Source organism: Heyndrickxia coagulans 36D1, from assembly GCF_000169195.2.
Classification (GTDB): Bacteria; Bacillota; Bacilli; order Bacillales; family Bacillaceae_C; genus Weizmannia; species Weizmannia faecalis.
On sequence record NC_016023.1, the window covers coordinates 2,082,968 to 2,106,371 of the forward strand.

The following is a 23,404-nucleotide window of genomic DNA, read 5'->3' on the forward strand; positions in this document are numbered from 1 at the left end:
TACATTAGCGCTTTCAAATTTTTAAAAGCACCCTAAAAAAGCTATTCTCTTTCCGGTTCGTGCCCGATTGTGATTAAGCGCGTCTCCACGTTGATGTCCAAATTCACATCGTATCCGCAGTTTGACACCTGAACGGATGCATCACGAACAGAGAAAGCAACCACCGTATCCAGTTCGCCATCCAGCACGGCAAAGGCATACTGGTCTTCCTGATTTGTGTACAAATGGTATGATTCGTGAATGACAACGGTCCATCGGTATGGCAGGAATAATGTTTTTGTGCCCATGTCTGTCTCTCCCTGAAAAAATGTAGTTATCTAAACTATATTCGTTCCCTGCCGCCAGAATTCCTGCTTTCGCTGCGGCCCATTTTGCAACATCTGCCTGTGGAAATCGGCGGCAAATTCGATTACAATAGGAATTATGCGAAAAACGCCAGAAAAGAGGGGTAGAATGGAAAAGAAATCCATTTTTGGATTGACGATAGATCAATTGACCGGCTGGATGCTTGAACACGGACAGAAAAAATTCCGCGCCCAACAAGTGTGGGAATGGTTGTACCAAAAAAGAGTGAAAAGCTTTGCAGAGATGACGAATGTCAATAAAGACTGCCTTGCGTTACTCGAAGAACATTTCCATATTCACACGTTAAAACAAGTGGTGAAACAGGAATCAAAGGACGGCACGGTAAAATTTTTGTTCCAGCTGAAGGACGGCAATTTAATTGAAACGGTTTTGATGCGCCAGCATTATGGTTTGTCGGTTTGCGTGACGACCCAGGTTGGCTGCAATATCGGCTGTTCCTTCTGTGCGAGCGGCCTGCTCCGCAAAAACCGCGATCTTGAAAGCGGGGAAATTGTCGAGCAGATTATGTACGTTCAAAAACATTTTGATGAAGCCGGAAAGGGCGAACGGGTCAGCCATGTTGTTGTCATGGGGATCGGAGAACCGTTCGATAACTTTGAGAATGTGGTGAACTTCCTTAAAATTATCAATGCGCCAAAGGGACTGGCGATCGGTGCGCGCCATATCACCGTTTCCACAAGCGGCCTTGCACCGAAAATTTATGCATTCGCAGACCTTGACCTGCAGGTGAACTTGGCTATTTCTTTGCATGCGCCGAATAATGAACTGCGGTCGCGCATTATGAAAATCAACCGCGCGTACCCGCTTGAAAAGTTAATGCCTGCCATCGATTATTATTTAGAAAAAACAAATCGCAGAATCACGTTCGAATATATTTTACTGAAAGATGTCAACGACCATAAGGAAGAAGCGCTGCAGCTTGCAAAACTGCTGCAGGACAAGCGTCATCTTGCCTATGTCAATCTCATTCCGTACAACCCTGTTAATGAGCACGGTTATCAAAGAAGCGAAAAAGAATCGATTATGACATTTTACGATACGCTCAAAAAAAATGGCATCAACTGCGTTGTGCGCCAGGAACACGGCACAGACATCGATGCTGCATGCGGCCAGCTCCGCAGTAAACAGATCAAAAAAGCAAACAGAACGGCGTAACAGCGAGCTCGCCCGTATTTTGGATTTTATCCAAAGCGGAGCGGGTTTTTTTACGTTTAAAAAAACGAACAAACAGGGTAGGTATAGGGTACAGCAATTATATGCTGAAAAAGTATTTTAACAATATATGAAGATCACAAGATAGGAAAGGAATGAGCGTAATGAGAGGAAAAGATGATGGAGACGAGGGCAGGCGTGTTTCAGTCCGTACCGAAGAAGCGGGAACAAGAAAAAAATCATTTACCAAAAAAACTTTTCTACGTCTGATTACAATTATCTCTACGTTTGGCGGTTTACTATACGGCTATGATACTGGCGTTGTCAACGGGGCACTGCCATTCATGTCAAGGGCCGATCAACTTGATTTAACGCCGTTTACACAAGGGCTTGTCACAAGTACTTTGCTTTTAGGGGCAGCATTCGGCGCCGTGTTCGGCGGAAGACTTTCTGACCGGAAAGGGCGCCGGAAAACGATCTTAAGCGTCGCTTTTATTTTCGTCATCGCCACGCTTGGCTGTTCGATGGCGCCGAATGTGGCCACTATGGTTACTTTCCGGATGATTTTGGGCCTTGCCGTTGGCGCGACATCCGTCACAGTCCCGGCCTTTTTGGCAGAATTGTCACCTGCTGAACACCGCGGACGGATCGTTACACAAAATGAACTGATGATTGTCACCGGACAATTATTTGCTTATATTTTTAATGCAATACTGGCCAACACGTTCGGGGAAGCCGGAAACATTTGGAGATACATGTTGGCAATCGCAACATTGCCGGCTGTCGTTTTATGGCTCGGCATGCTAATTGTGCCGGAAAGCCCACGCTGGCTCGCGGCAAAAGGCAAATTTGCGATCGCGCTTGATGTTTTGCGGAAAATACGCAAGGAAAAACGGGCGCAAATGGAGTTGAATGAGATCCGCCAAACGGTCGAAGAAGATGCCAAAATGAAAAAGGCAACTTTGAAAGATTTAAAACTTCCATTTGTCCGCCGCATCATTTTGATCGGTGTCGGCATCGCAATGATCCAGCAGCTGACTGGCGTGAACTCCATTATGTATTACGGGACGGAAATTTTAAAGAAATCCGGGTTTTCGACAGGCGCAGCCCTGATTGGAAATATTGCCAACGGTTTGATTTCCGTTCTTGCAACTTTTGCAGGTATTGCACTTTTGGACAGAGTCGGCAGAAGAAAAATGCTGATCACAGGGCTTGCAGGGACAAGCACCGCGTTGCTTTTGATCGGAATTTTTTCCATCACGTTAAAAAACAGTCCGGCCCTGCCGTTTATCATTTTAAGCCTGACCGTCCTGTTTCTCGCTTCCCAGCAAGGCGGCGTGTCTCCGGTAACATGGCTCATGCAGTCGGAAATTTACCCGATCCATTTAAGAGGACTTGCGATGGGGATTTCGATTTTCTGTCTATTTATGACGAATTTCCTTGTCGGTCTGTTGTTTCCGGTTTTGTTAAACGCAATCGGCCTGTCGGCAACATTCTTCATTTTTACCGGGTTTGGCATCCTCTCCATCCTGTTTGTAAAAAAATTCGTACCAGAAACGAAAGGTCGGTCGCTTGAAGAAATTGAGCAAAGTTTCCATGCGCGGAAGGAGCGTTACTTTGCACGCAGAAGAAAATCAACCTTTAACCGGAGCAACCGGCCGCAGCATTTACATCACAGCGGCATGGACCGGTAAAAAATTTTTCGAAAAGGGTCCGGCGCGGGCCCTTTTCGCTTGTCCGAACATATAATAGAATAAGAAGTTTTTCCAAAAAGATGTAAAGTTTCCTGACGCCGAACAAGACAGTGTTCGAAAATAGGTGTATAATAGAAGTGAAAAATACAGATTTTACTGACTAAAGGAGGTGTTGCGAGATGTTCAACTGGCTGAAAAGAAAAAATTCGAAAGTGGTTACACTTGTCTCCCCGATAGCCGGCAATATGATTCCGTGCAAAGATACGGGCCAGCCAGGTAAGGGCATTGCCATCCAGCCGCTTGAAGGAAGGGTGCATTCGCCCGCAGCAGGAAGAATTACGCATATTTCTCCGGAAGATAACGCCATCAGTATATTGACAGACCAGGGGCTTGAAATTACAATTCGCCTCAATACAGAAGAAGCCGCTATGGAAAGTGAAGAATTTGTGATCATGGTCAAAGAAGGCGATCACATTACCGTCGGAACTCCGCTCATGGAATTTTCCTTTCAATTGACAGATGCCAAAACAGAAAATCTTTACTCCTCTGTCTCCGTTGCCAATATGGATCAAGTCGAAAGCATGGAAGTCCCGCCGGCTCAGACAATCGGCCTCGATGACTGGGTGATGCGGGTAAAAATGAAATCAGGGAACCGTGAATAATCCTTTGTAAAGAAGGTGGCTCCCATTTTTTACCGTTTGTTAAAAGGGACATAGAAATGCCGTAAAGGCTTTTGTTCTTTACGGCATTTTTGTGTGCATTGTAGAAAAATCGTTAAAATTGCTTTTCCGTGGCTGTGGTATGGTGAAAACAGGAGGTCGATCGCCATGCCAAAAAGGGAATTAAACAACGGGCCGGTCATCCAAAAAGAAAAGGAAACCGTGTCACAAATGATTGCCATTTATTGCCGGAAAAAACACCACCGCAAGACGCTTTGCGAAGAATGCCTCGATTTACAAAATTACTGCTTAAAAAGGCTTTCCTATTGCCGCTTTGGCGAGGAAAAAAGCGCGTGTTCCAACTGCAAGGTTCATTGCTACCGGAAAGATTATCGTGAAAAAATCAGGGCGGTCATGCGTTTTTCCGGCCCGTGGATGCTTTTGTACCATCCCGTTTTTTCCATCCGGCATTTATTAAAAAAATAAGTTTGGGCGATGCATGATTTGTAAATGATTTTACATAAATGGATTTATCCGGCTGAGTATATTATGATAAAACCGTATGAAATTTTTTCATCACCAAGGAGCAGAAAAATATGTATAAATTGATTGCCATTGATATGGACGGAACGCTTTTAAACGACCAGCATGAAGTCACTCCGGAAGTCCGGGAAGCTTTACATAAAGCGAAAAAGAAAGGCGTCAAAATCGTGCTGTGCACAGGGCGGCCGATCGGGGGCGTCCGCCGCTTTCTTGAAGATTTATTGCTGAATGAAGAAGATGATTATGTCATTGCCTATAACGGCGCGCTCGTGCAAAATACGCATACGAACGGGGTTGTCGCGGAACGGTCGATTGGTTACGGCGATTTGGTGCGGCTGTACGGGCTCAGCCTCGAACTGAAAACGCCGATGCATTTTTTTGACCCGGAACATTTGTATACGCCGAACCGGGATCTCAGTCCTTATACGGTTGTGGAATCTTATTTGACGCAGATGCCGGTGCATTACCGGACGTTGGAAGAGCTGCCGCGGGATATGGTGATTCCGAAAGTGATGTTTATTGACGAGCCGGAGAAGCTGAGCCGGACGATTGAAGCGATTCCGGACTGGGTGCAGGAGAAGTACACGATGGTCAGAAGCATGCCATTTTATTATGAAATTTTGCATAAAGAGGCGAGCAAAGGCAATGCTGTGAAACTCCTTGCCGGCCATCTCGGCATTCACCGCGAGGAAGTGGTTTGTATCGGTGATAATGAAAATGACCTGACTATGATTGAATATGCCGGCTGCGGGGTGGCGATGGGCAATGCTGTCCCGAAAGTTAAGGCGATTGCCGATTTCGAAACGCGCACGAACAACGAACACGGCGTCGCATATGCAATTGAGAAGCTGGTGTTGTCGTAAAAAAGAAAGGTGCCCGCCGGCGAGGCAGGCACCTTTCTTTAAAATGGATTCGGGCCGGGCTGCTCCAGTGCTTCAGCGAGTTCACCACAATCCGGGCAACAAATATAGGTGTCATACAAATGATACCCGACATAGCCGTGCGTCAACTCCTGCATATCCCAAATCGTTTCCCATTCCATATCGAAAGTCTTGTTGCAATGCTTACAGTAAAACATCACACGCCCAAAATCTTCATGTTCTCTTTCTTGCTTCTTTTTTTCAATTGGATCAAACCCCATTCTAAAAAAGTTTTAACTGCTCGGCTTTTGGTTTTTCGTCTTTCGAGACAAAACCCAACGACTTGTAGCCGGTGATTCGCTTTGCAAACATGTTTTTTAACAACGGTACTTTTATGTCAACATAATCGTAGACCCTGATCTCCTCTTTTCCCGCATGATCACGGCTCAGCCTGCCAACATACTGCTGCAGCGTACTTTTCCAGGAGACAGGCATGGCCAAAAACAAAGTATCTAACCGCGCATCATCAAACCCTTCTCCAATAAATTTCCCAGTGGCAATAATTAACCGTTCTTCATCGTCCGGTATGGCTGAAAGATATTGGAATTGTTGCTGTTTTTCTTTTCTAGACATTTTTCCTGTCAGAACAACGATATTTTTTACAAATCCATGAAATGCTTTAGTTAGTTTTTCAATGTGGCTAACACGTTCCGTTATTATGATCGGAGAACGGCCGGCTTCGAGTTCCTGTAAAACATCCTGGAAGATCAAATCGTTTCTTTTTTTATCTTCGGCGAGTTCTTTGTATAATTTCCGGATGTCTTCAGTTTGTGAAGTAAAATCTGTTTTTCTTACAATAAATTTTTGCTTGAAGGGTTTGATTTTTGCCTGGTCTTTCGGGCTTATTTTAAATCGAATCTGTCCACACTGCATAAAAATAATTGGATGCAGCCCGTCTTTTCGGACCGGCGTTGCCGATAGCCCAAAAATATACCGTGCACGCACATTTTTTAACACCTTTTCAAAAGTAAATGCAGAAATGTGATGGCATTCATCCACAATAACCTGGCCATACTGTGTAATAACAGATTTAACCCCGCCTTTTGAAGTAAGGCTTTGAATGGTAGCAACATCAATTATATTTGTAGTTTTGTTCTGGCCGCCCCCGTATTGTCCGATCTCATTTGGTGAAAGCCCGAGAAAAATAGATAGCTTATTTATCCACTGCTGTTGAAGCTGAATTTTATCAACAATGATTAGAGTGTTGGTTTGGCGTTTAGCAATCATAGCAGCTGCCAGTACGGTTTTTCCAAATCCTGTGGGAGCAGACACTACTCCGTCGTCAAAAAGGATGATTTGTTGAAGTGCTTCTTCCTGCAATGGTGTCAATGAGCCATGAAACTGTACATTGATTGTTTCGCCCGGATACGTTTCATCTATCCACATGGACTTTAATTGTTGTTCATCCAATAGTGTTTTCAATTGTTCCTTGCATCCTCTGGGAAGGATAAGAAACTCATCATTTTCATCATAACAGGAAATGATCTGTTGGATTCCATAAGTTGATTTTCTATTTGCCTTTGCCTTATAGTATTCGGGATTATGAAAGGAAGCGAGCCGTTTTACTTTCTCTAATATTTCCTCTGGTAATTCTGTTTTCTTGAGGAAAATCCCGTTTCTGAACTGGACCGTCATCTCCTCTGGAATAGAGGATGATATTGTATTTAAAATTGATAAAATATTATTTTTCGACAGTTTGCGTACAGTTGATAAATACAGCCATTGATCAGGATAAGGGATTAGATTCCGGTCAACAAAAACGCTATTTCCTGCTTTTTTTGCCTGTAATTGCAATGGCAAAGCAATTAAGTTTCCAAAGGCGTTTTCCGCAATCATGTCTTGATTAGGAAACATCCGATCGAAGGAATGAAAGTCTTTTTCAGGATATTTTCTGTGAGCAAGAGAAAGAAGTGCTTTTCCAAGTTTTCTTGCCAAAACAGCTGGGACTTTTTCACTGAAAAACAGCCAAATATGGGCGCCGTTTCCTGAACGGGAGCGTTCTATATTTGCCGGGATATGCAATTTTGAACAAATATTTATAAATGCCTTGACATCTTCCTGCCAACTTTTTTTGTCGAAGTCGAATGCCAGAAAATAACAAGTTTGATCTTTTTGAACGGGGTATAATCCAATTGTTTTTTTACCGCTGAGATGCTCGTAAAAAACACTATCTGTTAGAGGTAGCAGTTTTCGGTGTTTGCAACCGCTGCGGGTCACGTCAGTCTTTAAACGCTGCGATTCGTACTGGCATGCAGGAGCGTAACCGGATTTTCCGCTTTCTGATTCCCATCGGACTGCATATGTATCATTTCGACCTTTAAACAAACTTTTATATAAGAATATCTTTTCATGAGGTGGAGAAAACTTTGTTAAAATTTTTCCCGGGTGGATATCTGAATGGCCATGATGCATCATATTTGCCAGCAATTGTTTTAAGTAAATGTTCTCTTTTTCTAACAGTTTTATGGACTTATCCATCTTTCATCCCCTCAATAACGAATATATTTCCATACGATATTAAATTCAACGCATCTATATTCTTAGTGTGAACAGAATGGGGCCGTCATAAACTCAGTTTCTTCCAAATAAGACAAATTTGCAAACTATGATCTGCATCACGCCATTTTTACGCCGTCTTGTTTAAAATAAAGGATATGACAAAGAAAGAGGGAATCCACATGGAAATGCCGCATTGTGCCATGGTCGGCGGCGCGAGTGATGTTGCATTGTGCGCAGGCCTCAACCAGTTGAAAAATGAGCATGGGCACTTGAATGAACGAAAACGCGCATTGTATGAAACGGCAGGGCAGTTGATAAACGGTGAACTCGAAAATAAGCGAGAAGCCCTTGACGCGCTCCGGAAAGGGACTGAATCCTTTTCCGAGCAGCTGAAACATCATGCCGAACGGGAAGAAAACGTGCTATTTACCATGATGGCCCGTTACATTGGACGCGAAAACGGGCCGATCGCCATGATGGAATACGAGCATGATGAAGCAGAAAAATATATTGAGATTTTCTTAAATGGCACGAAAATAATGGATGAAGACCAAGCCGAAGTGCTCGCTTCCTATATCGTACAAATGTATGAGTTGCTCACAAACCATTTTTTCAAAGAAGAAAACGTCCTGTTTCCAATGGCTGAAAACCTGCTATCAGCGGCCGAAAAAGACGAACTGGAAGAAAAAATCTGTACAACTGGATTACAGTGAAAATGGGCAAAAAGGGCTGTCCCCGGAACCGGGAGCAGCCCCTTTTTACTGTCATGCCCATTTTTCCTTATAATACCGCCCGACGGAATCAGCGGTAACGATTGCTGCGTACACAAGGTCAGGCGTGACTTCAAACGGCATGTTATAAATCGTTTCGCCTTCCGCACAGGAAAGTTCAGCCACTTTTCGGAGCTTTTCCTCATTCAGTTCTTTCACGCCCAAATCCCCGAGCGTGACGGGAAGTCCGACACTCAGGCAGAAGGAGACCACCTCTTCAATTTCCGCTTTCGGCGCATCTTCCAAAATCAGCTGGGCGAGGGTACCGAATGCCACTTTTTCGCCGTGGTACATATGATGGGTTTCTTCGAGCACGGTAAGCCCATTATGGATCGCATGTGCCGCAGCAAGGCCGCCGCTTTCAAAACCGATTCCGCTCAGATACGTATTCGCTTCAATGATTTTTTCCACTGCTTCCGTAACAAGATGTTTTTCCGCTGCCAGTTTTGCTTTTAAACCTTCCGAAATTTGCGTGTCATAACAAAGTTTTGCAAGCGCGATCGCCGCTTCCGTAACACGCCCGCCTGCCATCGTCGTTTTATTTGCCCGCTTAGTGGCGCGCGCTTCAAAATACGTTGCAAGCGCATCTCCCATGCCGGAAACGAGCAGGCGGGCAGGGGCAGAGGCAATCACTTTCGTATCCATAATGACAAAAGTCGGGTTCAGCGGCAGCATCAAGTATTCTTCAAACTCGCCGTTCTCTTTGTAAATAACAGACAGGGCGCTTGTCGGGGCATCGGTGGAAGCGATGGTCGGCGCGACAATCACCGGAATGTTATTGTAATACCCGACTGCTTTTGCGGTATCCAATGTTTTTCCGCCGCCGATTCCGACAACGACATCGGCTTCCTCGGATTTGCTCATTTCACAAAGCCGTTCGATTTCCGGTTTAGAACACTCACCACCGAATAATGCCATTTGATACCCCGTTTCTTTGCCGGCATAGCTTTCTTCAACCGTTTTGCCGACAAGGCCGGTGACAAAATCATCCGCAATAATAAATGCTTTTTTGCCAAGCCTTTCCGTATACGCCGAAAGCCTGGACAATTCATCGGGGCCTTGTATAAACTTGCTTGGAGAGGTAATGATTTTCGTCATAAAAATGCCTCCTCTTTTTGTGAAAAATATAACAAGCACAATTCCATCATAACTTATTTTTGCAGATAAGAAAACCTTTTCATCCTATCATCCATACTTTTTCAAAAACGTTCAATTTTCGGGGAATAACAAGTAAAATAGAGCTGTATCGACAAAATGTGACAGAAATATGATGTGTTTTGAATAAAAATGATATTTTTTGATTGAAAACGGTTGATTATGAATAACTATGTGATAAAATATCATCAGACGGAGGAATGAAGGATGTTAGCAGAAGAACGCTATCAAATCATTTTGCGGCATTTGCAAGAAAAACATATCGTAAAAGTGCAGGAGCTGGTTAACCTGCTTAATGCTTCAGAATCGACGGTCAGGCGTGATCTCCAGGACCTGGAAGCAATGAATTTGCTCAGGCGCATCCACGGCGGCGCATCGCTTTTGCAACGCAGAAGTGAAGAACCGGATATGGATACGAAAACGCTCAAAAACGTTCAACAGAAAAGAATCATCGCCCAATTAGCGGCAAAAATGATCAATGACAATGACTGCATTTACCTGGACGCCGGAACGACCACGCTTGAAATGATCCCTTATATAGAGGGAAATAATGTAATCGTTGTCACGAACGGGCTCCCGCATGTGGAAGCACTTGTCGAGAAAAAAATCAAGTCTTACCTTCTCGGCGGGATGATGAAACGGACGACAAGGGCGGTGATCGGCAGCGTTGCCATGCAGACATTAAACAGCTTCCGGTTTGACAAAGCGTTTCTTGGCGCAAACGGCGTTGACCCTGAAATGGGCTTTACCACGCCGGACCCGGAAGAAGCATTGATCAAGCGGCGGGCAAAAGAACTTTCCGAACAGTGTTATGTGCTTGCAGACAGTAGCAAATTTCAGGAAGTAGCTTTTTGCAAGATGTTTGACATTTCGGAGGCTTCTATTATCACGGATGAATTACCGGATTCCTTAAAATCTTCCATTTTAAGTAAAACAAAGGTGATATGTGAGCAAAGCGGCGCATAAAAAAGTTTTTCCTCCGCCATGATAAAAGCCCGCAGTTGAAACAAAATAACAAATGGCTGTCTCAGGCATCCGGTTTGGATGTCATGATAAGAGGTATTGTTTTTCTGTACTGGAAAAAGGAGTGAAATAAAATGAAAATAACCGATTTATTGGTCCAGGAGACCATGGTTATGGATATGCAGGCGACGAAAAAAGAAGAAGCGATTGATGAATTGATTGCAAGCCTGTCAAAAAGCGGCCGCATCAATGACCCGGTTCTTTTTAAAGAAATGATTTTAAAACGCGAGCAGGAGTCGAGTACAGGAATCGGCGACGGAATCGCAATGCCGCACGCAAAAACAAAAGCGGTCAATAAAGCAACTGTCGTATTCGGGCGCAGTAAAAAAGGCGTTGATTACGAGGCGCTGGATGGCCAGCCGTCATACTTATTCTTTATGATCGCAGCGCCTGAAGACGCAGCAGATACGCATTTGCAAACGTTGGCGGCATTGTCGAGGCTTTTGATTGACCAGGAGTTTGTACAGCAATTAAAACAAGCCGAAACGCCGGCTGAAGTGTCGAGGCTGTTTGATGAAAAACAAGCGGAAAAGGAAGGAAAAGAAGCAGCGGAAACGGGTGCCGGCAATGGTTCGGATGACAAATTGATCGTTGCTGTTACCGCCTGTCCGACCGGGATCGCCCATACGTATATGGCAGAAGATTCGTTGAAGAAAAAAGCGGAAGAAATGGGCATTCCGATCCGGGTGGAGACAAACGGCTCGGAAGGTGTTAAACACGAACTGACAAAAGATGAAATCAACCGCGCTGTCGGGGTCATTGTCGCAGCCGATAAGAAAGTTGAAATGGCGCGTTTTGACGGCAAACGCGTGCTGCAAACGCCTGTCAGCGATGCCATCCGCCAGCCGGAAGATTTGATCAACCGGGTACTGGAACAGCATGCGCCTGTTTACCATGCAGACAGCACGGAGCGCACTAATGACGATGAGCCGGCGGAGAAAAAGTCGGTATGGGGAACCATTTACAAAGATTTGATGAATGGGATTTCGCACATGCTGCCATTCGTTGTCGGCGGCGGGATTTTGCTTGCAATTTCGTTCCTGATTGAAAGAACAGCTGGTGAACATAACACGATTTTTAAAATGCTGAGTGCGATTGCAGGCGGCGATACAGGGGCATTCCACTTCTTGATTGCGATTCTTGCCGGGTTTATCGCATCGAGCATTGGTGACCGCCCAGCACTCATGCCTGGTATGGTCGGCGGCTATCTTGCGTCTAGCTCGAATGCCGGTTTCCTCGGTGGTCTCGCAGCTGGTTTCCTTGCTGGGTATATTATCGTCTTTTTGAAAAAAGTATTTGCAGGGCTGCCACAGGCGCTGAATGGATTAAAGCCGATTTTGATTTTCCCGGTTTTAGGCCTCCTGATTACCGGCGGATTGATGTACTATATTTTTGACCCGATTTTCAAATGGATTAACACCGGTTTAATCGGTGGTTTGAATAACCTTGGCACGGGCAATGCCGTTCTGCTTGGTATTGTTCTGGGCGGCATGATGGCGATCGATATGGGCGGCCCGTTCAACAAAGCTGCTTACACGTTTGCGATCGGGGTATTTACTTCGAGCGGCAACACGAACGGCCTGATGATGGCTGCCGTAATGGCCGGTGGGATGGTTCCACCGCTTGCGATTGCGCTTGCCACCACGTTTTTCAGAAATAAATTTACGGATCAGGAAAAAGAAGCAGGCATTACAAACTATGTGCTCGGGCTGTCCTTTATTACGGAAGGAGCGATCCCGTTTGCGGCATCCGATCCGCTCCGTGTCCTTGGTTCAAGTATTGTTGGTTCGGCGATAGCCGGCGGGCTGACGCAATTCTGGCATATTAACATACCGGCTCCGCACGGCGGGATTTTCGTTGTATTCCTTGCCAACCATGCGATCTTGTTCCTTGTCTCCATTATTATTGGTGCCATTGTTTCCGGCCTGATTCTCGGGTTATGGAAACGGCCTGTTGCACAGAAAAACAGTTAATGCAGTGAAAGATATTTTGGATATAAAGTTAATGGGAAAGCGAAAAAAGACCGGTATTGCTGACCGGTCTTTTTTCAATTTCCGACATTTTTTAACAGGTCCAGCCAAACCGCTTGTACTGGTGCCGACTTCTGTTGCGAAAACAGGTTCGCCCAGTGTTTGCCCATTTTCCAATTCAGCAGGTAAAAGATTGAAGCAACGGACGGTCCGCGTTAACATAAAATCATCAAGATATTGCCATCTTCGCCAAAAAATTTCGGTACAGCTCGTTTTTTTACACGCTTTTTACGGATATTTGGGTATAGTTGTATTAGTGGATTTAAGACATAAGACAAAGAGAATAAGGGGAAAATATTCCATATGAACATGTTTCTGATTTTATTGATCTTACTTTTGCTTGTTGGCATCTCCGACATTTTAAATCATTTTATCCCATTTATTCCGGTGCCGCTTATTCAAATTGCCCTCGGCCTTGCGTTTGCAGCCGTGCCGGTTGGGGCGCATGTCCCGCTTGAACCGGAATTGTTTTTCGTGTTATTTATCGCACCACTATTGTTTCATGATGGAAGAAACGTATCCCGCGAAGCAATGTGGAGGCTGCGGAATCCGATTTTGCTGCTTGCGCTCGGGCTTGTTTTTGTGACGGTGTTTGCAGTCGGGTATATTACCCATCTGATGATTCCCTCACTCCCGCTTGCAGCAGCATTTGCCCTGGCCGCCATTCTATCCCCGACCGATGTTGTAGCGGTCAGCGCCATTTCCGAACGGGTTAAAATTTCGCGCGTGATCATGAACCTGCTGCAGGGAGAAGGGCTGTTAAATGATGCATCCAGCCTTGTTGCATTTAAATTTGCGATTGCGGCAGCGGTCACCGGGTCGTTTTCGCTAGCTGAAGCCAGTGGCAGTTTTTTGCTCATCTCGCTCGGCGGCTTTTTAGGCGGGGCATTGCTGGCATTTTTCATTATCCGCTTCAGAGTGCTGATTCGCCGCCTCGGGATGGAAGATGTCACGGTCCATATGCTCATCCAAATTTTAACTCCGTTTTTCATTTACCTTATTGCGGAACATTTTCATTTATCCGGCATTTTAGCGGTTGTCGCCGGCGGAATGGTCCATGCTGTTGAGCGTGAACGGGAACAGTCGCCGAACTTTTCCTACCAGATCGTTTCGCGCAGCACGTGGACGGTTTTAGCCTATATTTTAAACGGCCTTGTCTTCGTCCTTTTGGGCCAGCAAATGCCGGCAGTACTCGGCGAAATTTGGACAAGCCCGGCTTTTAATAACGGCACGGTGATTTTGTATATCATTGTGGTCACGGCGGCCCTTTTGCTGCTCCGATTTCTCTGGGTGTACGCCGTGTGGTGGGCCGGATGGAAATCAAAAAAACAGCGCCTTGCAAAGCCTTCCCTAAAGCATACGGCGATTACTACGATATCCGGCGTCCGGGGGGCGGTCACGCTGGCCGGCGCATTCTCTATTCCGTACACCATTGCAAGCGGAGCGCCTTTTCCAGAACGTTCTTTGCTGATTTTTATTGCGGCCGGTGTCATCCTGCTGACGCTTGTGATCGCAAGTGTGTTCCTGCCACTTTTGGCGAGACGGGCAGGAAATGAGACAGACCGTTCAGAGCGGAGAGCGGAAAAAAATGCTTCAATCTTTATCAGGGAAGCGGCAATCCAGTCTGTGCGCGAGGAAGTGAATGACGAGAACCGGGAAGCGGCAGCGGCTGTGATTGACAACTATCAAAATATGCTGCATCAATTGAAAGCGGAAGAAAGTGAAATAGATTCACTTGAATTCAAACGGATTGAAACGGAGACCAGGATGAAGGCGCTGGAGGCGGAAACGGAATATATTAATGCTTTGATGAAATCAAAACGCATTGACCAGGAGATGGCTTTTTTGTTCCTTGAATATATTCACCGGATGGAAATTGCCGTTACCGATAAAATGAAGTTCAGGTTTTTGAATTTATGGACCCTTTTCCGGAAAGGCGCTACCAGGTTTCTTTTCCTCTTTTACCCGAATAAGGAAAAACGCCGCAAACAGCGGATTAACCGCTATGCGAAAATCAGACAAATTAAAATTGAAATGGCGGAAGCAGCGATCCGGGCCATTAAATCTGGGATGACAGAGGAAAACAGGGAAATTTCGTTTCTTGTCATTAGCGAATACCGGAAGTTTATCAGGATTTTGAACAAGCCGAAAAATATGGAGGCATCTCTGAAGTATACCAAGATGGAAAGGGAGCTGCAGGAAAAGGCTTTTCAGGCCGAACGAAACGCTGTACAGGCGCTGTTTGAACGGGGGAAAATTTCAAGGGAGACGGCCCGCAAACTCCGCAGGCAAATCAATATCCGGGAAGTGTATTGGATGGAAGAACATCAACTCCATGCATGATATAATCATCTTAGAAGCCTGTGCCGGAACGATTGCGGCATCCGGGAGCCTTTCAGGACTGACCTTTGTGCCGCTTTTTCCGCACACGGGCTGGTATAAAATGGCGTAATCTGGCCGCTTCTATTGTTACCCCGGCGTCATTTTGTATAGTGAACATGATCCGGGATTGAAAGCCTCGTTGTATTTTCCGTATTTCAAAAAAAGATGAATCGGGGTGCCTGCAATGTATTTAACCATTCAGGAAACAGCGGAATATCTGTCTTTGCCGGAACCGGTGATTGAAAAATTGATCTTGCAAAGACGCATACGCGCCGTGCATGATGGAGAACAGTATTTGATTAACCGGGATCAGTTTGATATCTATTTGCAACAGCTCGAAAAATACAGGCAACTTGTGGAAGAATGGCTGAATGAACCGCTTCCTGAAGATCCGGACATCAAAGACGAGGACTAAACGGATATTGGAGGATTTGGAATGTTTGATAAGGTAAAAGGAAAGCTGATTGTGTCATGCCAGGCGCTGGAGGATGAACCTTTGCACAGTCCGTTCATCATGTCGAAAATGGCGCTCGCAGCAAAAGAAGGCGGAGCGGCCGGCATTCGGGCAAACAGCGCTGAAGATATCCGGGCCATCAAAGCGGAAACAGGGCTGCCTGTTATCGGCATTGTCAAAAGGGATTATGAAGGTTCGGAAGTGTATATTACTCCAACAAAAAAAGAAATTGACGAACTGCTTGCCGTAAAACCGGATATGATCGCGCTTGACGCGACCGGCCGGAAACGCCCGGGCGGCGAAACGCTTTCCGGTTTAATCGGATATATCCATGAAGCCGGTCTCCCGGTGATGGCCGATATTTCCACAGAGGAAGAAGGATTGCAGGCAGCAAGGCTCGGTGCGGATTGCGTTTCCACGACGCTTTCCGGCTACACCTCCTATTCTCCGAAACAGGGAGAGCCCGATTTTGCGTTGCTCAAGAAGCTTGTGGACGCTTTAACGATTCCCGTTTTTGCAGAAGGGCATTTTGATACGCCGGCTGAAGTGAAAAAAGCGCTCGAATTCGGGGCGTTTGCAGTTGTGGTGGGTTCAGCCATTACAAGGCCGCAGCTGATTACAAAAAAATTCGCAGAGGCGATGAGGTCATAAAAAGCTTAATGAAAATGCTGGGTAAGCAGCAGAAGCGGCTTCTATAAGGAATGTAAACCGATACAGGAAGATATGGCTCTCATACGAAAGGTGAAGTGAAAAATGGAAGATTCATCTATATCAAAGCGGAAAGCGGAACATATCCGCGTTGTGCTTGAGGAAAATGTTGCCGGGAAAGACACCACAACCGGCTTTGAAAAATATCGTTTTGAGCATCAGGCGCTGCCTGAACTAGATTTTGAAGAAATCTCGACGGAAACGACTTTTCTCGGTAAGCCGTTGAAAGCCCCGTTTTTGATCAGCTCCATGACCGGTGGCACTGCTCAGGCCCGCACCATTAACCGGAACCTGGCGCAGGCGGCGGAGAAAAGAGGCTGGGCGTTTGCGTTAGGGTCAACACGGGCTGCGTTGGAAAGCCCGGAACAGGCGTATACGTTTCAAGTGCGGGATGTCGCGCCGCATATTCCGGTTTTGGCCAACCTCGGTGCCGTCCAGTTGAATTATGGCTACGGAATTGACGAGTGCCGCCGGATCGTGGAACTGACCGGGGCGGATGCTTTAATCCTGCATTTCAACTCCTTACAGGAAGTCTTTCAAAAAGGCGGCAATACGAATTTTAAAGATCTGCTTGTGAAAATTGAAGACCTTTGCAGCCGCCTGGAAGTTCCGGTCGGCTGCAAGGAAGTCGGGTGGGGCATCAACGGCCGCCTTGCCGAAAAGCTTTATTCCGTTGGCGTTTCTTTTGTTGATGTTGCCGGCTCAGGTGGGACATCGTGGAGCCAGGTGGAAAAATATTTAACGTCCGATCCGTTGAAAAAAGCGGCAGCAGAGGCATTTTCCGGCTGGGGAAACCCGACGGCGGAGTGCATCACCCAAGCCCGCAACCTTGGCCTTCAAGGTACTTTGGTCGCAAGCGGCGGCTTGAAAAACGGAGTGGATGCCGCTAAAGCTATCGCCCTCGGAGCCGACTTGGCGGGATTCGGAAGAAAGCTGTTGCATGATGCCGTCCATTCAGTGGATGCACTGCTTTCTACTTATGAACAAACAGAGCTTGAGCTGAAGATTGCAATGTTCGGAATCGGGGCAAAAGACTTGTCCGCTTTGAAACAAACGCCGCTTTTGAAAAAAATGTAAATTGTGGCCTGGTTTGGACGCGTGCCGGTTTGGATTGATAAGCTTGACGAAACAAATAGATGGACTGGAAAAATCTATCAAGACCACCCCGCTGCTTAGAAATTTGAAGCCGGCTGGCCCGGAAGTTTCGGGCGGATGAATGGGCTGAAAATATTTGTTTAGAAATTCTAACCGTTTTCGTCAAGTGTAAACGCCGGTTATTTAAGCCGGGGGTCGCGGTGAAATGATCATAAAAATATTTGTTTGGAAATTCTAATCGATTTTGACAAATGTATGCGCCGGCTGGAGACGAGAATTCACCCGGGTAAAATGGCCATAAAAATAATTTGATTAGAAATTTTACCTGTCTTTTCCAGGTGAAAACGCCAGATATTTTAGACCTGTGGAGACATGAGTATAAAAAACACGGTCCGGAAATTTTACCGCGGTGAAATGATCATAAAATTATTTGTTTGGAAACTCGAACCAGCTTTGTAGATGTAAACGCCGGATATTTTAAGCTGGCGGGAGACGAGAATTTCACCCGCGTTTGGAAATTTTAACCGTCTTTGGCAGATGTAAACGTTGTATGTTTTAGACCTGTGGAGACACGAGTATAAATGTCCCGGCCAGGAATGTGAACCGGCTGCATAAAAAACCCCGGCTCCCGTTTTGGGGAGGCCGGGATTTTTTATTTTTTCGCGCCTGCAAAGTTTGACAGTTGGTCCATCAGTTTGCTGCGTGATCTTTTATTCCGCAACAAGTAGGCAGCACCTAAAGCGACTGCTGTCATGGCCATTGATTTTTTCATGATCCACCACATCCCTTCTTTTTTCGTATGTTTGTACTTTTCCCCTTGCATGCGGAATTAAACAGTTTAAAGCCAAAATGAAAAAGCAAACCCGCAAAAGGTTTGCTTTAATATGAACCGGTTAATGGGCAGGACGTGGTTTATGGGCCCGGTTTTGGAAATAATTTTTTATTGCCGGGATGGCGATACGGTCAAGTCCCCAGTAGTAAGATGCACTGCCTGTAAACAGCAGAATGATGGCGACGGTGTAAAGGACCGGGTTGGTGCTCGTTGTGCCGGCAAGCATAAAGTTCAGGTTCATAAACGCGCCTGCAATTAAAGCCGGGATGGTTGCCAGCCCGACGATCAGGCCGAGGCCAACCAGTACTTCCCCATAAGGGATCAGCACATTAAAAACATGGACATTCGGTATTGCAAAATGGGTGAGGAACGCTGCGTACCAGCCTTGAACTTCGGCATTTTCGCCAGCCGTTTTTGCCAGTGCCCCCTTTAAAAATCCAGCAGCATCAAACCCACCCGTCAATTTATGCAAACCTGCTTCAAGCCATTGAATGCCGAGCCAAATGCGGATGATTGCCCAGATAATGCTGACTTTGGAATCATGATACCATTTCATTTTTAACATCTCCCTTAGGATAAATGATGATAACATGTGAATTTCTTCACATATCTTATATTTTTAGAATACAGCGTTTGCAACGGAATTACAATGGATTCCGGACAGTTGTCAAGAATTTGTGATATATTTCACATTTGTGAACAAAACATTAAAAAAGCGGCAAGCCATGCTTACCGCTTTGATTCGTTTCCTTCCCTTTCCATTCGCAAACCGCTTACCCAAGGTCCGTTGCCGTTTTGATCATGCTCCGGTTCCTTATTTTACCGGATTTCCGAAACTTCCCTCGAAAACCGATTCTTTCACAGGCCTGCGTGCAGAAGGCGTCTCTCTTTCCTGCAGGGAAGCAGGCAGTGCCTCTTTTTCACCGCGGTACCCAATGGCAATAAGGGCGTCAATTGCATAATCAGCCGGGATGTTCAATACTTCACGTGCTTTTTCAAAATCAAAGCCTGTCATCGGATGCGTAGCGAGCCCTTTTCTGACGGCTTCAAGGGAAAGATATCCCCATGCTGCGCCCGCATCAAAAGCATGTGAACCGATCGGGCCGGTTTCACTTTCCGTTTTCGAGAGAATGAGCGCAAAGGCGGGAACGTTCTTGCACCAGATCCGGTTGTACTCCCCAAGAAAAGACAGAACTTTTTCCCTGTCTTCCTGTGTACGGGCGAGAATAAAGCGCCAGGGCTGGTGGTTATAAGCGGACGGCGCCCAGCGCGCTGCTTCAAACAAGCTCAAAAGCACCTCTTCCGGTACTTCTTTTTCCAAAAAAGAACGCGGTGACCATCTCTCCAAATAGACGGGATCGATATCATATTGCGCTTCCCGCGGCGATAATGTTTTTACCATGGGGACTCCTCCTTATTGATGTCGTATCTTTTTTATATTAAAATAATTCAATCCGAACTACAAACGATTTAACTTGGGCGAAAAATGTATTTATGTGCCTGTTATTGTATAATGGTACTCAGGAGAAAATACGAACAGGATGATCTGAATTGGTTGAGCTTTTGCTTTTTGAAGAAGATGTTGAAGATATGTATTCCCCCGCTATTTTCCGCAGAGGAATGAGGTATTACCTTGAAGGACGGGTAAAAAAATTGATACCTGATTCTACTATGGAATTTACCTGGACGGCAATCGTAAAAGGATCCAAAACCTATTACGTCACCGTTCGGTATGACGAAGAATTCGGGGGATTTGCAAACGAATGCACGTGCCCGGCATTTGCACAATACGGCGAGTGCAAGCATGAAGTGGCGGCCATGCTTGCGATTGCAAATAGGGAGGAAGAGGTGGCGGAACCGGATATTGGCGATGTTCCGGAGATGCACCAGAATATGAAAACTTTACAATTGATGAATATTTTTTCCGGCCTTCAGCAAAGCATGATGGAAACCAAACACCATGCCGCGAGAAAGCCGCTTCGTCTTGAATATTTTTTAAAAGCTACGAACATTTCCGGCTTTGGCTCTGACCACTTTTTAACCATTGAATTTAAAATTGGGCCTGGCCGGACATATGTGGTGCGCAACATAAAAGAATTCCTTGGCCATGTCAGCCACGGGAACCCGCATGAATTTACGAAAAACTTCACTTATGATCCGGATGAATATGAGTTTGAAAAAGAAGATCATGAAATTGTGGAGATGCTGCTTTTTATGCTTTCCACCCAGCAACTGTACGAGGCTTCTATCGATAATTGGTACAGATATACATTTGAGCGGGAACTGGTTATTCCTCCGTTTATCGCAAGGCCGCTCATAGAAAAGCTGGCAAACCGCAAGTGCAAATTTGAATATGGGCGTTATGCCTCAGACTCGATTACGGTGCAACCGGGAGAAGAACTGCCGCTTTCTTTCCGGCTTGACGGCAACAGACAGGGCGGCCCGGGCTTTTCACTGCAGCTGAAGAGCTTAAGGGACCTGCTTTTGTTTGAACAATACGGGCTTGCATTTTACAAAGGGGTTTTTTATGAAACGCCCGATGAGCAACTTGTTCTCTTAAAGGCGCTCGAAGATTTTAACAAAAACAGCGGCGATGAAGTAGAGATCCGGCAAGAGCAGATAAGCCCGTTCCTTTCCAATGTGCTGCCAGGCCTGAAGCGGATCGGAAAAGTAAAGCTTACAAATGAAATCAAAGGGAAAATCGTCCAGCCAAAACTGCAAACGAAAATTTTCATGGACAACGAAGACGAAAAAATTACGCTCCGGATTGAACATCATTACGGCTCCCGTGTCATTGATCCGTTTACGGACGAAGAGACCGCCGATGATGATAAAATTTTGCTGCGCGATGTGGAAAAAGAACAGAAAATCATGACGATGATTGAACAGTCCCCGCTCAAATATAACGGCAAACAGCTGTATTTGGAAGACGATGAAGAAGCGCTGTACGAATTTATTTTTACTATTCTACCGCAGCTTGAAGAAGAAGCGGAAGTGTATATTGCAGGCGGCATAAAATCGTATTTTCAGACAAGCCGCTACACGCCGGTTACATCGGTGGATATGGATACGAGCGGAAGTTTTCTGGAAGTCAATTTTGACATGGACGGCATTGATGAAGAAGAAATCCGCAATGTGCTCCGGTCCGTGATCGAGAAAAAACGGTATTACCGGCTGCCGGACGGGGCTTTTGTCTCCCTTGAAAGCGATGCATTCGAACATATCGGGCAGCTTCTCGAAGAACTGCATGTCCCGAAGAAAGAGCTTGAAGACAACCGCCTGAAAGTCCCGGTTTACCGCGGGCTCCAGGTGGAAGAGCTGATGAAAACGCGTGATAAATACGCCGTTAAATTCGGCAAAGCGTTCCGGAAGCTCGTCCAGCAGCTGAAAAATCCGGAAGATACGGATTTTGAACTGCCAAAAGGGCTTCAGGCGAAGATGCGTGATTATCAGGTGACCGGGTTCCAATGGTTCAAGTCGCTCGCCTTTTACCGTCTTGGCGGGATTCTGGCTGATGACATGGGGCTTGGGAAAACATTGCAGAGCATCTCTTACATGTTATCGGAAAAAGAAGCAAATTCGGATATTAAGCCGTTCTTGGTTGTAGCGCCGGCATCCTTGATCTACAACTGGAAAAGCGAGATTGAAAAATTTGCACCGGGGCTGTCGTCAATGGTTATTGCCGGCACCCCTTCCGAGCGGAAAGCCTTTTTTGAAGCGGGCGAGCTGCCGGATGTGCTGATCACCTCGTACCCGACGCTGCGCCAGGATATCGGGGAGTATGAAAAAATTGAATTCGATACCCTCATTTTGGATGAGGCCCAGGCGATTAAAAACTATGCGACAAAAACAGCCGCCGCCGTCCGGAATGTGCAGGCGGGGAGAAGATTTGCGTTAAGCGGCACGCCGATTGAAAATTCCATTGATGAATTATGGTCGATTTTTCAGGCGGTTCTCCCGGGCTTTTTCCCGCCGCTATCCGAATTCCGGAAAATGGAGCAGGAAAAAATTTCGCGGATGGTGCGGCCGTTCATTCTGCGGCGCGTCAAAAAAGATGTGTTGAAAGAGCTGCCGGATAAAATCGAAACGAATCAATTGTCCGAGCTGACGAAACCGCAAAAAGAACTTTATTTGGCGTATTTGGACAGAATCCGGCATGAAACCGCCCAAACATTGGCTGAAGGGGATTTTAACCGGAACCGGATTAAGATTCTCGCGGGTCTTACCCGTCTGCGGCAATTGTGCTGCCATCCGGCCCTGTTTGTGGAGAATTACCGGGGCGAGTCCGGAAAACTCGAGCAGCTCGTTGAACTGGCGCATACAGCGATTGAAAACGGGAAGCGGCTGCTCATTTTCTCGCAGTTTTCGAGCATGCTCCAGCTGATCCGGACACGGCTTTCCGACGAGGGCATCGATTCCTTTTATCTTGACGGCCAGACACCGTCACGCGAACGGGTCGAAATGGCAGACCGGTTTAACAGCGGCGAGAAAAATGTCTTTCTGATTTCGCTCAAGGCGGGCGGCACCGGCTTGAACCTGACCGGCGCCGATACCGTTGTGCTGTATGATTTGTGGTGGAATCCGGCTGTTGAAGAACAGGCAGCCGGCCGCGCCCACCGCATCGGCCAGAAAAACGTCGTCCAGGTCATCCGCCTGATCGCCCGCGGCACCATCGAGGAAAAAATATACGAACTCCAGCAGAAAAAGAAAGAACTGATCGAAAAAGTCATCCAGCCGGGCGAAACCATGCTGAACAGCCTGAATGAAGAGGAAATTAAAGAATTGCTGGGCATGTAAAGGGAATGTGGAGGCATTTGCATTTACGGCCGGGTGGCGATTGGCATAAGGAGGCTTTGAACGTTCAAGGATCGGCGTTTCTAAAAATCCAAGCAGCTGGCCCGGGATTGAAGCTCCGGCACTTTCTGCAAGGATGTTTCACGGCCCTCCCGATTGCGCAGCTTTTCCTGTTTTGAAACAAGGGATGGCCGGGGGTGTGAAAGAGATATGTAAGGAAAGCCCCCGCAGCTAGTTGGCTGCGGGGGTTTTATACCTAGGTACTGTATCGTTTTTGGGAAGTTGGGAAAAAGAAAGGGTGTCAAAAAAAATTAAAACTTTTTAAATT

The 23,404-nt window shown here is 46.2% G+C and carries 19 protein-coding genes; 13 read left to right on the top strand and 6 right to left on the bottom strand.

Going from position 1 to position 23,404, the window contains the following annotated elements:
• Positions 1-41: 41 nt before the first annotated feature.
• Positions 42-287, bottom strand: coding sequence for a hypothetical protein (locus tag BCOA_RS26985; protein WP_014097178.1), 246 nt, complete (start codon positions 285-287; stop codon positions 42-44).
• Positions 288-453: 166 nt separating this feature from the next.
• Here BCOA_RS26985 and rlmN point away from each other — a divergent pair, with 166 nt between their 5' ends.
• From rlmN to yidA, 5 genes are all read left to right on the top strand, one after another.
• Positions 454-1,521 carry a 23S rRNA (adenine(2503)-C(2))-methyltransferase RlmN gene (gene rlmN, locus BCOA_RS26990; RefSeq protein WP_014097179.1) on the top strand — a complete coding sequence of 356 codons (1,068 nt, stop codon included), beginning with the start codon at positions 454-456 and terminating at the stop codon, positions 1,519-1,521.
• A 161-nt stretch (positions 1,522-1,682) separates the two neighbouring features.
• Complete coding sequence (locus tag BCOA_RS26995; RefSeq protein WP_014097180.1) at positions 1,683-3,212, top strand: sugar porter family MFS transporter; 1,530 nt, start codon at positions 1,683-1,685, stop codon at positions 3,210-3,212.
• A 179-nt stretch (positions 3,213-3,391) separates the two neighbouring features.
• The gene (locus BCOA_RS27000) at positions 3,392-3,874 is read left to right on the top strand and encodes a PTS glucose transporter subunit IIA (protein ID WP_014097181.1); all 483 of its coding nucleotides are present in this window, start codon (positions 3,392-3,394) and stop codon (positions 3,872-3,874) included.
• Positions 3,875-4,039: 165 nt separating this feature from the next.
• Entirely contained in the window at positions 4,040-4,357 is a 318-nt protein-coding gene (locus BCOA_RS27005) for a nitrous oxide-stimulated promoter family protein (protein WP_013860417.1), read from the top strand.
• Between the two features lie 110 nt (positions 4,358-4,467).
• On the top strand, positions 4,468-5,277 hold the full coding sequence (yidA, locus tag BCOA_RS27010) for a sugar-phosphatase (RefSeq protein WP_014097182.1): 810 nt from the start codon (positions 4,468-4,470) through the stop codon (positions 5,275-5,277).
• A 38-nt stretch (positions 5,278-5,315) separates the two neighbouring features.
• On the opposite strand, the gene BCOA_RS35585 is transcribed toward yidA, so the two are convergent.
• Complete coding sequence (locus BCOA_RS35585) at positions 5,316-5,456, bottom strand: hypothetical protein (protein WP_258434538.1); 141 nt, start codon at positions 5,454-5,456, stop codon at positions 5,316-5,318.
• A 100-nt stretch (positions 5,457-5,556) separates the two neighbouring features.
• Positions 5,557-7,812, bottom strand: coding sequence for a TOTE conflict system archaeo-eukaryotic primase domain-containing protein (locus tag BCOA_RS27020; protein ID WP_014097184.1), 2,256 nt, complete (start codon positions 7,810-7,812; stop codon positions 5,557-5,559).
• Positions 7,813-8,012: 200 nt separating this feature from the next.
• On the opposite strand from BCOA_RS27020, the gene BCOA_RS27025 reads away from it, so the two are divergent.
• Positions 8,013-8,546 carry a hemerythrin domain-containing protein gene (locus BCOA_RS27025; protein ID WP_014097185.1) on the top strand — a complete coding sequence of 178 codons (534 nt, stop codon included), beginning with the start codon at positions 8,013-8,015 and terminating at the stop codon, positions 8,544-8,546.
• Positions 8,547-8,597: 51 nt separating this feature from the next.
• On the opposite strand, the gene BCOA_RS27030 is transcribed toward BCOA_RS27025, so the two are convergent.
• Positions 8,598-9,701, bottom strand: coding sequence for a glycerol dehydrogenase (locus BCOA_RS27030; RefSeq protein ID WP_014097186.1), 1,104 nt, complete (start codon positions 9,699-9,701; stop codon positions 8,598-8,600).
• A 264-nt stretch (positions 9,702-9,965) separates the two neighbouring features.
• Between BCOA_RS27030 and BCOA_RS27035 the strand changes: the two genes are divergently transcribed.
• The 6 genes from BCOA_RS27035 to fni all read left to right on the top strand — a co-directional run bounded on the left by BCOA_RS27035 (position 9,966) and on the right by fni (position 17,432).
• Complete coding sequence (locus BCOA_RS27035) at positions 9,966-10,724, top strand: DeoR/GlpR family DNA-binding transcription regulator (protein WP_014097187.1); 759 nt, start codon at positions 9,966-9,968, stop codon at positions 10,722-10,724.
• Positions 10,725-10,855: 131 nt separating this feature from the next.
• Positions 10,856-12,754 carry a PTS fructose transporter subunit IIABC gene (locus BCOA_RS27040; RefSeq protein ID WP_014097188.1) on the top strand — a complete coding sequence of 633 codons (1,899 nt, stop codon included), beginning with the start codon at positions 10,856-10,858 and terminating at the stop codon, positions 12,752-12,754.
• Positions 12,755-13,114: 360 nt separating this feature from the next.
• Positions 13,115-15,154 carry a Na+/H+ antiporter gene (locus BCOA_RS27045; RefSeq protein ID WP_014097189.1) on the top strand — a complete coding sequence of 680 codons (2,040 nt, stop codon included), beginning with the start codon at positions 13,115-13,117 and terminating at the stop codon, positions 15,152-15,154.
• Between the two features lie 223 nt (positions 15,155-15,377).
• Positions 15,378-15,608 (top strand): excisionase family DNA-binding protein, encoded by a 231-nt coding sequence (locus BCOA_RS27050; RefSeq protein WP_013860408.1) that lies wholly within the window; start codon positions 15,378-15,380, stop codon positions 15,606-15,608.
• Between the two features lie 21 nt (positions 15,609-15,629).
• Complete coding sequence (locus BCOA_RS27055; protein ID WP_014097190.1) at positions 15,630-16,298, top strand: N-acetylmannosamine-6-phosphate 2-epimerase; 669 nt, start codon at positions 15,630-15,632, stop codon at positions 16,296-16,298.
• 102 nt (positions 16,299-16,400) lie between these two features.
• Complete coding sequence (gene fni / locus BCOA_RS27060; protein WP_014097191.1) at positions 16,401-17,432, top strand: type 2 isopentenyl-diphosphate Delta-isomerase; 1,032 nt, start codon at positions 16,401-16,403, stop codon at positions 17,430-17,432.
• A 911-nt stretch (positions 17,433-18,343) separates the two neighbouring features.
• Here the strand turns inward: fni and BCOA_RS27065 are convergent.
• The gene (locus tag BCOA_RS27065; protein WP_014097192.1) at positions 18,344-18,838 is read right to left on the bottom strand and encodes a DoxX family protein; all 495 of its coding nucleotides are present in this window, start codon (positions 18,836-18,838) and stop codon (positions 18,344-18,346) included.
• A 258-nt stretch (positions 18,839-19,096) separates the two neighbouring features.
• The gene (locus tag BCOA_RS27070) at positions 19,097-19,684 is read right to left on the bottom strand and encodes a nitroreductase family protein (protein WP_014097193.1); all 588 of its coding nucleotides are present in this window, start codon (positions 19,682-19,684) and stop codon (positions 19,097-19,099) included.
• Between the two features lie 149 nt (positions 19,685-19,833).
• Between BCOA_RS27070 and BCOA_RS27075 the strand changes: the two genes are divergently transcribed.
• Entirely contained in the window at positions 19,834-23,079 is a 3,246-nt protein-coding gene (locus BCOA_RS27075; RefSeq protein ID WP_014097194.1) for a DEAD/DEAH box helicase, read from the top strand.
• Positions 23,080-23,404: the final 325 nt, after the last annotated feature.

Coding starts and splice junctions, on each gene's coding strand:
- BCOA_RS27025 (WP_014097185.1), top strand. CDS start 8,013: ATGGAAATGCCGCATTGTGCCATGGTCGGCGGCGCGAGTGATGTTGCA.
- BCOA_RS26985 (WP_014097178.1), bottom strand. CDS start 287: ATGGGCACAAAAACATTATTCCTGCCATACCGATGGACCGTTGTCATT.
- BCOA_RS35585 (WP_258434538.1), bottom strand. CDS start 5,456: ATGGAATGGGAAACGATTTGGGATATGCAGGAGTTGACGCACGGCTAT.
- BCOA_RS27050 (WP_013860408.1), top strand. CDS start 15,378: ATGTATTTAACCATTCAGGAAACAGCGGAATATCTGTCTTTGCCGGAA.
- BCOA_RS27000 (WP_014097181.1), top strand. CDS start 3,392: ATGTTCAACTGGCTGAAAAGAAAAAATTCGAAAGTGGTTACACTTGTC.
- BCOA_RS27005 (WP_013860417.1), top strand. CDS start 4,040: ATGCCAAAAAGGGAATTAAACAACGGGCCGGTCATCCAAAAAGAAAAG.
- BCOA_RS26995 (WP_014097180.1), top strand. CDS start 1,683: ATGAGAGGAAAAGATGATGGAGACGAGGGCAGGCGTGTTTCAGTCCGT.
- BCOA_RS27070 (WP_014097193.1), bottom strand. CDS start 19,684: ATGGTAAAAACATTATCGCCGCGGGAAGCGCAATATGATATCGATCCC.
- BCOA_RS27030 (WP_014097186.1), bottom strand. CDS start 9,701: ATGACGAAAATCATTACCTCTCCAAGCAAGTTTATACAAGGCCCCGAT.
- BCOA_RS27055 (WP_014097190.1), top strand. CDS start 15,630: ATGTTTGATAAGGTAAAAGGAAAGCTGATTGTGTCATGCCAGGCGCTG.
- fni (WP_014097191.1), top strand. CDS start 16,401: ATGGAAGATTCATCTATATCAAAGCGGAAAGCGGAACATATCCGCGTT.
- BCOA_RS27065 (WP_014097192.1), bottom strand. CDS start 18,838: ATGAAATGGTATCATGATTCCAAAGTCAGCATTATCTGGGCAATCATC.
- BCOA_RS27040 (WP_014097188.1), top strand. CDS start 10,856: ATGAAAATAACCGATTTATTGGTCCAGGAGACCATGGTTATGGATATG.
- yidA (WP_014097182.1), top strand. CDS start 4,468: ATGTATAAATTGATTGCCATTGATATGGACGGAACGCTTTTAAACGAC.
- rlmN (WP_014097179.1), top strand. CDS start 454: ATGGAAAAGAAATCCATTTTTGGATTGACGATAGATCAATTGACCGGC.
- BCOA_RS27035 (WP_014097187.1), top strand. CDS start 9,966: ATGTTAGCAGAAGAACGCTATCAAATCATTTTGCGGCATTTGCAAGAA.
- BCOA_RS27045 (WP_014097189.1), top strand. CDS start 13,115: ATGAACATGTTTCTGATTTTATTGATCTTACTTTTGCTTGTTGGCATC.
- BCOA_RS27020 (WP_014097184.1), bottom strand. CDS start 7,812: ATGGATAAGTCCATAAAACTGTTAGAAAAAGAGAACATTTACTTAAAA.